Annotated in this window: 13 protein-coding genes, 2 rRNA genes, 1 pseudogene and 1 riboswitch (1 of these 17 only partly in view); of the genes and pseudogenes, 5 read left to right on the top strand and 11 right to left on the bottom strand. The window is 65.6% G+C overall.

What is annotated here, in order from left to right; genetic code table 11:
- The 4 genes and pseudogenes from OEW28_RS03760 to OEW28_RS03775 form a co-directional block, all read left to right on the top strand.
- Nucleotides 1-555 (top strand): 23S ribosomal RNA (locus tag OEW28_RS03760) (it extends 2,284 nt beyond the left edge of the window).
- A 77-nt stretch (nt 556-632) separates the two neighbouring features.
- A 5S ribosomal RNA gene (gene rrf, locus OEW28_RS03765) occupies nt 633-747 on the top strand.
- A 146-nt stretch (nt 748-893) separates the two neighbouring features.
- Nucleotides 894-1,042 (top strand): annotated as a pseudogene (locus OEW28_RS03770) (IS3 family transposase); the annotation flags it as partial.
- 329 nt (nt 1,043-1,371) lie between these two features.
- Entirely contained in the window at nt 1,372-2,436 is a 1,065-nt protein-coding gene (locus OEW28_RS03775) for a LacI family DNA-binding transcriptional regulator (RefSeq protein WP_263733374.1), read from the top strand.
- A gap of 11 nt (nt 2,437-2,447) precedes the next feature.
- Here the strand turns inward: OEW28_RS03775 and cobF are convergent, their stop codons facing one another.
- From cobF to cbiE, 9 genes are all read right to left on the bottom strand, one after another.
- On the bottom strand, nt 2,448-3,197 hold the full coding sequence (gene cobF, locus OEW28_RS03780) for a precorrin-6A synthase (deacetylating) (RefSeq protein WP_263733375.1): 750 nt from the start codon (nt 3,195-3,197) through the stop codon (nt 2,448-2,450).
- A 79-nt stretch (nt 3,198-3,276) separates the two neighbouring features.
- A complete protein-coding gene (locus OEW28_RS03785; RefSeq protein WP_263733376.1) occupies nt 3,277-4,020 on the bottom strand; it encodes a CbtA family protein in 744 nt (247 codons plus the stop codon).
- A gap of 24 nt (nt 4,021-4,044) precedes the next feature.
- A complete protein-coding gene (locus tag OEW28_RS03790) occupies nt 4,045-4,215 on the bottom strand; it encodes a CbtB domain-containing protein (RefSeq protein ID WP_263733377.1) in 171 nt (56 codons plus the stop codon).
- 35 nt (nt 4,216-4,250) lie between these two features.
- Nucleotides 4,251-4,473: riboswitch (cobalamin riboswitch) on the bottom strand.
- Nucleotides 4,474-4,581: 108 nt separating this feature from the next.
- Complete coding sequence (locus tag OEW28_RS03795; protein ID WP_263733378.1) at nt 4,582-4,908, bottom strand: DUF1636 domain-containing protein; 327 nt, start codon at nt 4,906-4,908, stop codon at nt 4,582-4,584.
- Entirely contained in the window at nt 4,905-5,627 is a 723-nt protein-coding gene (gene cobA / locus OEW28_RS03800) for a uroporphyrinogen-III C-methyltransferase (RefSeq protein WP_263733379.1), read from the bottom strand. Before cobA ends, OEW28_RS03795 begins: the two co-directional genes overlap by 4 nt.
- Nucleotides 5,624-6,934: a cobyrinate a,c-diamide synthase gene (locus tag OEW28_RS03805; RefSeq protein ID WP_263733380.1), complete on the bottom strand. Its 1,311-nt coding sequence runs from the start codon at nt 6,932-6,934 to the stop codon at nt 5,624-5,626. Before OEW28_RS03805 ends, cobA begins: the two co-directional genes overlap by 4 nt.
- 63 nt (nt 6,935-6,997) lie before the next feature.
- Nucleotides 6,998-7,783, bottom strand: coding sequence for a precorrin-4 C(11)-methyltransferase (gene cobM, locus OEW28_RS03810; protein WP_263733381.1), 786 nt, complete (start codon nt 7,781-7,783; stop codon nt 6,998-7,000).
- Complete coding sequence (locus OEW28_RS03815) at nt 7,780-8,142, bottom strand: cobalamin biosynthesis protein (RefSeq protein WP_263733382.1); 363 nt, start codon at nt 8,140-8,142, stop codon at nt 7,780-7,782. The genes cobM and OEW28_RS03815 overlap by 4 nt, the downstream gene beginning before the upstream one ends.
- Nucleotides 8,139-9,326 (bottom strand): precorrin-6y C5,15-methyltransferase (decarboxylating) subunit CbiE, encoded by a 1,188-nt coding sequence (gene cbiE / locus OEW28_RS03820; RefSeq protein WP_263733383.1) that lies wholly within the window; start codon nt 9,324-9,326, stop codon nt 8,139-8,141. The genes OEW28_RS03815 and cbiE overlap by 4 nt, the downstream gene beginning before the upstream one ends.
- Between cbiE and OEW28_RS03825 the strand changes: the two genes are divergently transcribed.
- Nucleotides 9,325-10,074: a cobalt-precorrin-6A reductase gene (locus OEW28_RS03825; RefSeq protein WP_263733384.1), complete on the top strand. Its 750-nt coding sequence runs from the start codon at nt 9,325-9,327 to the stop codon at nt 10,072-10,074. The two genes, cbiE and OEW28_RS03825, sit on opposite strands and share 2 nt — an antisense overlap.
- On the opposite strand, the gene cobJ is transcribed toward OEW28_RS03825, so the two are convergent.
- Both cobJ and OEW28_RS03835 read right to left on the bottom strand, forming a co-directional pair.
- A complete protein-coding gene (gene cobJ / locus OEW28_RS03830) occupies nt 10,050-10,784 on the bottom strand; it encodes a precorrin-3B C(17)-methyltransferase (RefSeq protein ID WP_263733385.1) in 735 nt (244 codons plus the stop codon). The genes OEW28_RS03825 and cobJ overlap by 25 nt on opposite strands.
- Nucleotides 10,781-11,494, bottom strand: coding sequence for a precorrin-2 C(20)-methyltransferase (locus OEW28_RS03835; RefSeq protein ID WP_263733386.1), 714 nt, complete (start codon nt 11,492-11,494; stop codon nt 10,781-10,783). The genes cobJ and OEW28_RS03835 overlap by 4 nt, the downstream gene beginning before the upstream one ends.

Raw genomic sequence — 11,494 nt, forward strand, 5'->3', positions numbered from 1 at the left:
AGAAGCCAGCCTGACTGCGAGACTGACAGGTCGAGCAGAGTCGAAAGACGGCCATAGTGATCCGGTGGTCCCAAGTGGGAGGGCCATCGCTCAACGGATAAAAGGTACGCTGGGGATAACAGGCTGATGATGCCCAAGAGTCCATATCGACGGCATCGTTTGGCACCTCGATGTCGGCTCATCTCATCCTGGGGCTGGAGCAGGTCCCAAGGGTATGGCTGTTCGCCATTTAAAGAGGTACGTGAGCTGGGTTTAGAACGTCGTGAGACAGTTCGGTCCCTATCTGCCGTGGGTGTAGGAGACTTGAGAAGACTTGCCCCTAGTACGAGAGGACCGGGGTGAACGCTCCACTGGTGGACCAGTTGTCGTGCCAACGGCAGTGCTGGGTAGCTATGAGCGGACAGGATAACCGCTGAAGGCATCTAAGCGGGAAGCCCCCTTCAAAACTAGGTCTCCCTTGAGGGCCGTGGTAGACCACCACGTCGATAGGCCGGAGATGTAAGCGCAGCAATGCGTTCAGTTGACCGGTACTAATTGCCCGATTGGCTTGATTTGATCCAGTAAAAGCTAGGCTCAGATCAAAAGCAGATACATGACTTGGACAATCCCTGATTGTAGTGTTTCTTCCTCGGTTTGGTGGTCATAGCGCGAGCAAAACACCCGATCCCTTCCCGAACTCGGAAGTTAAGTGCCGCCGCGCCAATGGTACTGCGTCTCAAGACGTGGGAGAGTAGGTCACCGCCAAACCTAGAAAGAAACACAAAAAACTCTCATGACGATAAAGCGATAAAAAACCAAATAGCCCTCGGGACTTGTGCCCTGGGGCTTTTTTGTTGCGAACAAACGCTGATATCGCTGAAGCAAGGCTCCCTGCAAGGTGATCCGAACCCCAACTGTCTGACGCACGCCGCACGCGGGCCCTCTGGCGATACGACCACAGCAACGTCAGGCTGCATTCCCCACTGGGCAACAAGCGCCAGCAGAAGCGCGCCGTACGCTTGAACAATATGAGGGCTCCGCGACCGGCGTCCCTTCCTCGCCCTGCGTTAGGATGAACGCCGTCTGGGCGTCCGAAAGCCTGCTCGCCTCCATGCTTTTCCGCTCTTCTCCCAGCCGGGAAAGCGGAGCGGAAAACTCCAGGTTCAAGCGACCCAGCTTCCGGGGGGCAGAGCAGAGCCTGTTACCGCGGATATCGCCGCATCGGCCTCGCCTCCATCTGATCGGCCGCATCCGGGCTTACCTTGCAGGTTTCACTGCCAACATCGCCTGCGCCGCCCGCTGTTACATTGACCGCGATGGACGCTGGGGCCTTGTGCACTCGGTTTGATCCAACGCGGCGCTTGAACACGCAACCTCAAAGACGCTAATCAGATGACAAGAGGATTAGAGCGAGGGGCGAACGTGAGCGGCAACAATCCTGGTGAGCATCGTCGCACCCTGACGCTGCGCGACGTTTCCGAGGCCTCCGGTGTTTCCGAAATGACGGTCAGCCGTGTCCTACGCAATCGAGGCGACGTGTCGGAAGCCACGCGGGAACGCGTTTTGGAAGCCGCCAAGCGGCTTGGTTACGTTCCCAACAAGATCGCCGGTGCGCTGGCGTCGCAGCGGGTCAACCTGATTGCCGTGATCATTCCGTCTCTGTCCAACCTGGTCTTCCCGGAAGTCCTGAGCGGCATTTCTCAAGAGCTTGAGGAGACCGGACTTCAACCGGTCTTCGGCGTGACAAACTACTCTGCCGAACGCGAAGAACTCGTGCTTTACGAAATGCTCTCCTGGCGCCCCTCCGGCGTGATCATCGCCGGACTGGAGCATACGGCGGCCGCGCGGGCGATGCTGGAAAACGCCGGGATCCCGATTGTCGAGATCATGGACGTCGATGGTCCCGTCGTGGACTCGGTCGTGGGCATTTCCCACAAGCGCGCCGGATTGGAGATGGCAAGGGCGATCGTCAAGGCGGGCTATCGCAAGATCGCGTTCCTGGGCACCAAGATGCCGGACGACCACCGCGCCCGCAAGCGGCTGGAAGGCTTCGAGGCAGGGTTGGCGGAGGCTGGCATCGAATTGGTCGAGCGGGAGTTCTATTCCGGCGGATCGGCGCTTCTGAAGGGGCGGGAGATGACTGCCGCCGTTCTGGCCCGGAACCCGGACGTGGATTTCCTTTACTATTCCAACGACATGATTGGCGCAGGGGGGCTGCTTTACTGCCTCGACAGTGGAATCGATGTGCCCGAGCATGTCGGATTGGCTGGCTTCAACGGGGTTGAACTGCTTGACGGCCTGCCGCGCAAGCTGGCCACCATGGACGCCTGCCGCCGGGAAATCGGCCGGCGCGCCGCGGCGATCATTGCCGGGCATAGCGAAAGCGGGTTGATCGGCGGCGAAAGGATCGAGCTCACGCCAGTGCTTGAGCTGGGCCACACCATCCGTAACCGCTAGCTGCGCGGCGCCTAACGGCGCAGGATGTAGATATCCATGATCCAACCGTGCCGGGCGCGCGCCTCTGCCCGCGTCTGAACGATCAGAGGGCCAGTGTCTTCAAGCGTGCCCGACAGGATTATCTGCTCGGCCATGCCAACGTAGGCGCCCCACCATATGCTGATGCCCTGTGGATCCAGGGTCTGAAACGAACATTCGCCGTCCAGCATGATGGCGAGTGTATCCGCGTCGGCCCGCCATCCGTGGTCGCGCAACTGGCGACCGGTCGTTACCAGGAACGGCGCTCCGATCTCGTTGATCGGAATCGCATGTGCCGCCGTAAGCGCCTGAAGCGAGGTGATGCCCGGTATGACCGTCACCGTGACAGGCAGGATGCGCCCGACCCGTTCGGCGATCCGTAACGTGCTGTCGTAAAGCGACGGGTCACCCCAGACCAGAAGGGCGACCCGCCCCTCTGTCCCGCAATGCGTGCGGATGGTTTGTTCCCAGACCCCGGCGATGGCGTCATGCCAGTCGTCGACGCCGCCACGGTAGCTCGGGTTCGCGGCATCGCGGACCGGTAGGTCGAATTCGGCGATCGTCGTGCGCGGGTTGGTCAGAACCTGAGAGCAGATGGTGTGGCGCAGTTCTGCCAGGTCCGCCTTGTTGTCGCCCTTGCGCGGAATCATGATCAGGTCGGCGGCATTCATCGATTTGATCGCCTGAAGCGTCAGGTGATCGGGATTGCCGGTGCCGATGCCGATGAGAAGAAGTTCGATCATGTCCGCCTCAGGGCTTTTCTTGCAATTGACCTCGCGCAAGTAAATGCGCGAGGTCAGGTCGACAGTGCAACCAATGCGCTCAGACGCGGCCGCTGTTCCAGGCGCGAGCGCAAAGCCAGCCCAGGGCAGCCCAGCTTGCGAGACCGACGCCAAGTGCGCGGCTAGCGAACTCTGCCCCCAGCTCAGCTGGGGCCGAACCGAAGTACTCATCCAGATGCGGCGCGCCGATAACGTGCGGCGCCGCCAGAAGAACACCCGCTGCGACAGCTGCTGCCACGCTGCGCCCATAGGCAAGAAGCGCGAGTCCGCCGCCGGTCGCCACAACCGTACCCAGCCACCAGATTTGCCGCTGTGTGATGTCCGCGCCTACGGAGCCGGGAAGCTCGGGTGCCAGGCCCATTGCCGGTGCAAGCTGCAGGGCGACGAAGCCCGCCACACCCCAAAGAACGCCCTCGCGCGTGTCGATCTTGCGGCCCAGCTGTTCGGCAAGCGCGAACCCGGCAACAAGCATCAGCCCGTAACCCGCATAGATCAGCCCGGTGAACAGAACGGTCAGCGCATTCCGGGTCAGCGCGGAATCACCGCCCTGTTCGCCGGCAGCGCCATCTACGTGGTCTTGGGAATGACCGTCATCGCCGTTATCGTCCGAATGGCCTTCCGCTGCAGGGGCATTGCCGGCCGTCTCAAAGTGGACGAGCGCGCCAGTTTCATATTTCTCACCCAGAAGGATCAGCTCCTGGATGAAAGCGAAATGCAGCAGAGCCGAAAACAGCCCCGCTGCAAAGCCGGCGACTAACCCGCCGACAAACAGACGTTGAATCATGTGATCAGGTCTATCCGGCCCGCCTTAGTGGCAGGGGAAGCCCGTCGAGTGACGCATGTCATGCGCCGCATCGTGCAGCGTCGCGGACTGTGCATGACCGGCGAAGAAAATCACCGTTGCGCCAACCAGCGCGGCAAAGACGATCGAGGCAAGGGCGGTGCCGGTTTTGGCGGCGGTTTGGGTCATCGCGTTCATTTCAATCTCCTTGGCCGTCACACCCGACGGCATTCGCGTTACCATCCTGCATGGCCGGTCTCCTGACTCGCGGGTCACAGCCTGCTTTCCGCCTTCCCGATCGGGTTTCCCCGCCCAGTGGCACTCGGAAAGCCGCTCGCCGCTTACAGTCGCGGGGGCGGTTGGGGCTTTGGGTGCCGCCTTTGGTCCACCCTTCCCCATTCCCGTTTCAGTCCGGACGCTTCGCGCCGCATGGACACCATACAGCTTCCATCTGCCCTTATACCCCGGCCGCGGTCAAGGTGGAATCGCGGCAAGTTGCTGCCAAAACGCGACCCCGGCCCATTCACGCGAAGATTGCCGCCCAGGCATGGCGCAAGGGTGCGCCTAACCGGGGATCCTTGCGATTGCCTTGGTTCGCAGCGCCCCCAAGGGGCGGGCGTCGGCAAAGTTACCATCGGGCGATGAAAGGTACATCCGCGCGAAAATCAGCAGGTCGGGCAGATCGGCTCCTGACACGTCTCCGAAGAGGTAAGCGGTCTTTCCCGGCGCGCGCACCGCCAGCGTCGGGGATCGGCTGCAGCCTGACATGCATTCCGTTCCGCGCACCGTGATCGGCAGGTGCGCGGCCCGGAACGCAGTCGCAAGCGTTGCGACAAGCTCGCCCTGGGCAGGACCGCAGGACATGCAGACGGTGACGGTCGTCCCCGTCATCCGGCTTCCGCCAGCGGACCGATCAGGATCAGTGCCGGGCCGTCCGACGCCTCTTGCGCGATCAGTTGCTCCATCGTCGCGACGGTCCCTCGGACGATCTTCTGTGCCGGGGTCGATACGCTTTCGGCCAGAAGCGCCGGGGTGTCCCAGGACAACCCCGCATCCGTCAGCCGACGCGCCAGTTCCGCGAATGTGCGTTTGCCCATGAAGATCACGGTCGTCGCCGTCGGGTCGGCAAGGGCCGCGATGTTCATGTCTTCGGGCAGGGCGCCGGTGACGTCGTGGCCCGTTACGAACTGAACCCGGCGCGCCGTCAGCCGACGCGTCAGCGGTATCCCCGCCGCCGCCGCCGCCGCCATGGCAGAGGTGACGCCCGGAATGATCTCGTATCCGACCCCGGCTTCGCGACAGGCGGTGATCTCTTCCTCGAGTCGGCCGAACATCCCGCTGTCACCGGACTTGAGCCGCACCACCTTCGCGCCCGAGGTCGCGTAATCGACCAGCAGGCGGCTGACGTGGTCCTGCTTGGGGGACGCGCGTCCGGCGCGCTTGCCGACCCCAACCAGATCCGCGCCATCGCGTGCATGGGACAGGATCGGGCCAGAGGACAGATCGTCGAACAGGACAGCGTCGGCGTTTTGCAGCCTGTTGACGGCCTTCAGCGTCAAAAGCTCCGGATCGCCCGGCCCGGAAGAGACGAAACTGACGAAACCCTTCATGTGGCCTCCGCGATCAGGTGGAAGAACGTGCCCGTGGCCAGTCCGCGGCGCGACCCGGTTTCGGGCACTGCGGCGTCGTTCGCGTCCACAACCTGGGCCAGCGCCATATCCGGCTGTTCAACGATCGTCGAGTAGTGAAATTCATGGCCGCGCAACTGTGCGCCGACGGGATGTCCCGGTATTGGCGCGACAAGCCGCGCAGAGCGGTAGCCCAGGTGCATCTTGCGCTTCTCGAACGAAGTGACCAGGCCCAGAAGCCCCAGCATTTCGTGCCGTGTGCCCGATCTGTCGATGATCGCGGTCCCCATCGCCATGTAGCCGCCGCACTCGCCGTGGACGGGACGATTTTCCGCGAAGCGCCGCGTTGCGGCCCGGAACCGCGTTGCCGTGGCAAGGCGCGCGCCATGCAGCTCTGGGTAGCCACCCGGCAGCCAGCAGCAGTCGGCACTGTCGTCGGGCCCCTCGTCCGCGAGCGGAGAAAACGGCAGTATCTCGGCACCCGCCCTGCGCCATCCGTCCAGAAGATGCGGGTAGACGAAGGAAAACGCCTCGTCCCGCGCGAGCGCGATCCTTTGACCGGGCGGCACCGTCGCAGCCGGAGGCTGCGGCGCCAATCGGGTCTTGCCCGCGGCACGGCGCAGGGCGTCAAGGTCCAGATGCTGCGCGACGAACTCTGCCGCCTCGACCAAGATGCGGTTCAGTTCCGGCGTCTCTTCGGCCTGAACCAGGCCCAGGTGCCGCTCGGGCAGTTCTATCGTCGCGCGGCGGGGAAGGGCGCCGAACACGCGGATGCCCGCGGCATCGAGACCCGCCCTGACCAACGCCTCGTGCCGGGGGGAGGCGACCCGGTTCAAGACTACCCCGGCGACCGATACGTCCGGGCGCATCGTGGCAAAGCCAAGCGCCACCGCTGCTGCCGATTGCGCCTGGCCGGATACGTCAAGCACCAGGATGACCGGCCACCCGGTCAGGGCGGACAGATCGGCCGAAGCCCCGGTGCCGGATTCGCCTTTCACGGCCACCCCGTCGAAAAGCCCCATCGAGCCCTCGGCCAGAACAATGTCCGCACCCTCGGCCGCGGCGATCAGGCCCGCGATGCGGTCTTCGGCCATCGCCCAGGTGTCAAGGTTGACAGAATGCCGTCCGGAGGCCGCCCGGTGGAAAGCCGGATCAATGTAGTCCGGCCCCGACTTGAACGGCTGGACGGTCAGGCCCTGCTGACGGAAAGCGCCCAGCAGACCCAGCATGACGGTCGTCTTGCCAGTGCCCGAGGCCGGTGCCGATATGATCAGCCCGTCAGAGATCACCGCGCGTCCTTTCCGTGTCGCCGCGCAACTGTGCACGGAGAAAAAAGATATGGCCCCTGCTGATCAAGATCCGGTCTCCGGGAATCGCGGATGGGTGCCCACGGGCCGATAGCGGCGGTCGTAGTCTCCGGCGTACAGTCGGCTTTCGTCGAAGTCCTCGGCACCGATCGAGCGACCGACAAAGATCAGCGCCGTGCGCTCCATCTCGGCGCCGACGGCGGTCTCCAGCGTCTCCAGTGTCGCCCTGACGATGCGCTGATCCGGCCAGCTTGCGCGCCAGATCACGGCGACGGGGCAATCCGCGCCGTAATGCGGCGAAAGCTCTGCCACCACGCGGTCAAGCACGTGCACGGACAGGTGGATCGCCAGAACGGCGCCGGTCCGTGCAAAGTTCTCAAGCGTCTCGCCTGCGGGCATGGAGGTCGCGCGCCCCGATGTCCGTGTCAGAACGACCGATTGCACCACGCCCGGCAACGTCAATTCGGCCCCCAGGGCTGCGGCCGCCGCCGCGAAGGAGGGCACGCCCGGCGTCACGTCGTAGGGAATGCCAAGCTCCCGCAGACGGCGAAGCTGCTCTCCCATCGCGGACCAGACCGAAAGGTCGCCCGAATGCAGGCGCGCCACGTCCTGCCCCTTGGCATGCGCGTCCGCGATCTCAGCGACGATCTCGTCCAGCGACAGGGGCGCGGTGTTCACGATCCGCGCACCCGGGGGGCAATGGCCCAGAACCGCCTCGGGGACCAGCGAACCCGCGTATAGACAGACCGGACAGGACGCGATCAGGTCGCGCCCGCGTAGGGTCAGAAGGTCTGGCGCGCCCGGTCCGGCGCCGATGAAATGCACTGTCATTCGTCTCTCCCGATTGCGATGGCGGCCGTGGCCAGCCCGTCGCCCGATACTACCCTTGGCCCCAGAAGCCGCGCCCCCGGACCGGCCGCAGCCAGCGCCGCAGCCTCTGCCAGCGATCCCGTCCCGAAACGTTCGGCGACCCGCGCCGATGCGCCCAGCACCTCCTGCGCGCCAAGTTGCGCGCGCCCCACCGCCTGCACGGCCAGCCCGAGCCGCGCGGCTGCCGCGCAGAGGGCTGGCGCCCCGGCCTTTTCCTCGGCGGTGGCCAGCAGGTCAGCGCCGCCACCCGCACGCTGCACCGCGTCGATCAGTGACAACTCTGTCGCCGCTTGCCGAAATCCAACGCCCGCAACCCTCATGTCGTGACGCTCCACTGAACGACGGGCCGCGCGGGCATCCAGCCCCGCATCCGCCCAAGGGGTTCGGACGCGGCAAGCTCGATCCGCAGCAGCGACCCGCCCTTTTCGGCGTGACAAGCTGCCAGCAGCGCCTCGGTCTCGATGGTGACGGCATTCACGACCAGCCGCGTTCCCGCAGGCACAGCGGCCCAGACCGCGTCGATCGCCGCCGCCGTCGCGCCGCCGCCGATGAAGACGGCATCGGGGCACGGCAGTTCGTTCAGCGCGTCCGGCCAGGCCGCCTCGGTCACCGTCACGCGATGGGATAGGCCGAAAGCGGCCGCATTGGCGCGCACGTTCGCGGCCCGGTCGGTCCGCGACTCGACGGCAGAGGCGCGCGCTCCGGGTGCGGCAAGGCACCATTCGACAGCGATGGAGCCCGAACCGGCGCCCAGATCCCACAGGACCTCGCCCGGTCGTGGTGCCAGCGCGGACAGGGTCAGCGCCCGGATCGGTCGCTTCGTCATCACGCCGTCCGAGATGAACAGGTCATCGGGCAAGCCCGAGGCGTGCGGCAGTCCCGCCGCCCCGTCCGCCTCGATCGCCACAGCGACCGGATAGGCCGCGTCGCGCACGGTGCAATGCTGCGCTGCGGTCCGCCGGATTTTCTCCGCCGGCCCGCCGAGCGATTCCAGCACCATCAGCGCCGAGGCGCCGAAACCGCGCGCGGTCAGCCAATCCGCCAGCGCCGGAACCGCGTCCCCGTCGCGCAGCAGGCAGATCGCGCGGACCCCGCGCCCGAGGATCGGGACGAGTCGCTCGAACGGGGCGGCGTGCAGGCCCAGGCACAGGGTTTCTTCAAGCCGCCATCCCAGGCGCGATGCCGCCAGTGAGAATGTCGATGGCGCGGGGTGACACACCCACTCGCCATCCGTCAGATGGCTGGACAGCGACCCGCCCGCGCCGTGCCAGAAGGGATCGCCCGAGGCCAGGACCACGACCCTGCGCCCGCGCTCTGCCAGGACAGGCGCTACGCTGAATGGAACGGGCCATTCCCGACCACGCTTTCCGGCGCCTGCAAGCGCCAGGTGACGCGGGCCGCCGAAGATGCTATCCGCCGTTGCCAGCGCCGCGCGGCTTGCCTCGGAAAGGCCAGCCAAGCCGTCCTCGCCAAGTCCGATGATCGTCAGCCAGGGATCAGACATGACGCGCGTCCTCCTTCTGGGCGGTACGACCGAAGCCAGCCAGCTTGCCCGCCACCTTGCGGCGCTTGGCGTCGACGCCGTCTTTTCCTACGCGGGCCGGACCGACGCGCCCGTGGCCCAGCCGCTGCCGACGCGGATCGGCGGGTTTGGCGGCGTCGGCGGGCTTGTCCGTTATCTGAAGGACGAAAGCATAACCCATGTGGTCGACGCGACCCACCCCTTCGCCGCGCAGATGAGCCGGAACGCGATTGCCGCGTGCGAACAAGCTCGCGTGCCGCTTTGCGCGTTCGAGCGGGCGCCCTGGGTGGCGGGTCCGGGCGACAGCTGGATCAATGTCGGCGATATCGCGGGTGCCGTGGCGGCGCTGCCCGATGATGCCGCCCGCGTCTTTCTTGCCATTGGCAAGCAGAACCTGCGGGACTTCGCCGCAAGGCCCCAGCACCACTATCTGTTGCGCCTTGTCGATCAACCCGAAGCGCCGCTGCCGCTGCCGGACGCTGCCGCCATCATCGCCCGCGGGCCCTTCGACGAGGCGGGTGACCGCGCGCTTCTGGCCGATCATCGCATCGACTGGATCGTGGCCAAGAACGCCGGTGGCACCGGAGCGCGGGCCAAGCTTGACGCCGCGCGCGCGCTGCGGATCCCGGTGATCCTGATTGACCGGCCCGAATTGCCGCCCCGCCGGATCACAGACAGCATCGATGGGGTGATGGCGTTCCTGGATCACCGCACCGACCTTGGGGTGTAGACGAAGCGGCCCACATGACGTGTGTCGGCATTGCCGACGATGACGACCGTCCGCATGTCTGCCATTTCCGGTGTCGCCTCGCCCAACCGGACGGTCAAAAGCCGCTCTTCCGGCGTCGTGACCGCGCGAGCGAAGGAAATCAGGCGGTCGGACCCGCATTCCTCGCGCAGGATGTCCAGCGCGCGGGCGAACTGGTGCGGACGGCTTTTCGAGCGCGGATTGTAGAACGCCATCGCGAAGCCGGCTTGCGCCGCCAGCCGCAGCCGGTGCTCGACCAGGTCCCAGGGCTTGAGGTTGTCCGACAGGTTGATCGCGCAGAAATCGTGACCGAGCGGCGCGCCAAGACGCGACGCCGCTGCCAGCATCGCCGTGATGCCCGGCAGGATCCGGATGTCGAAGGCATCGGGATCGGTCCGCGACTCCAGCGCCTCGAAGAGCGCCGAGGCCATGGCGAAGACACCGGGATCGCCGGATGACACGATCACGACGCGGCGGCCGTCGGCGGCCATGTCCAGCGCATGGTTGGCCCGGTCGAGTTCGACCCGGTTGTCCGACGGGTGCAGCGTCAGCCCCTCACGCGCGGCGACACGCGCGACGTAGGGGATATAACCCACGACGTCGGTCGCCTCTGCCAGGACAGCGCGCACCTCTTCGGTCACAAGGCGTTCGTCCCCCGGCCCAAGGCCCGCGACAGCGATCCAGCCGCTCATGGCCGGCGCCCCTGGCCGTGAACGACGACGATCGAGAAATACGGCGCTTCTTCGGCCTCGGTCAGCCGCTGAACCCGCTGCCCCTGCATCGTGCCGCGTTCGACGATCCATGCGGCATCCAGCCGCCCGGCCTCGGCCAGAGCGCGGCGCAACTTGGGCAGGTTGCGCCCGATCTTCATGATGACCAGCGCGTCGGTGTCGCGCGCCCGCTTGGCCAGTTCGTCTTCCGGCAAGGTGGCCATCGCGACGGTCAGAACATCGTCGCCCCAGGTGATCGGCATCCCGGTCGCGGTCCAGCAGCCCGACATGCCGGTGATACCCGGAACCACTTCGACCTCGGCGCGGCCTTGCAGGCGCGAATGAAGATGCATGAACGATCCATAGAAGAACGGATCGCCCTCGCACAGCACCACCACGGTTTCGTCCCTGGCCAGATCGCCAAGCCGCTTTGCCCAGTCCTCGTAGAACTCGGACAGAAGACGGTTGTATTCCGGGTCGGAGAAGTGGATCTCGGTCGTGACCGGGTATTCCATCGGGTATTCGGCGACGCCCTCGGCGATCATGCCGTTGACGATCTGGCGGGCCTGCCCGGTCAGCCCCGCCTTGCGGAAATAGGCGACGTGGCGCGCGGAGCGGATCAAGCGGTCGGCCTTTACGCTCATCAAGTCGGGATCGCCGGGGCCGAGGCCCACGCAGATGACCTTGCCCAT

The organism is Albidovulum marisflavi, assembly GCF_025751435.1.
In the GTDB taxonomy this organism is placed as follows: Bacteria; Pseudomonadota; Alphaproteobacteria; order Rhodobacterales; family Rhodobacteraceae; genus Albidovulum; species Albidovulum marisflavi.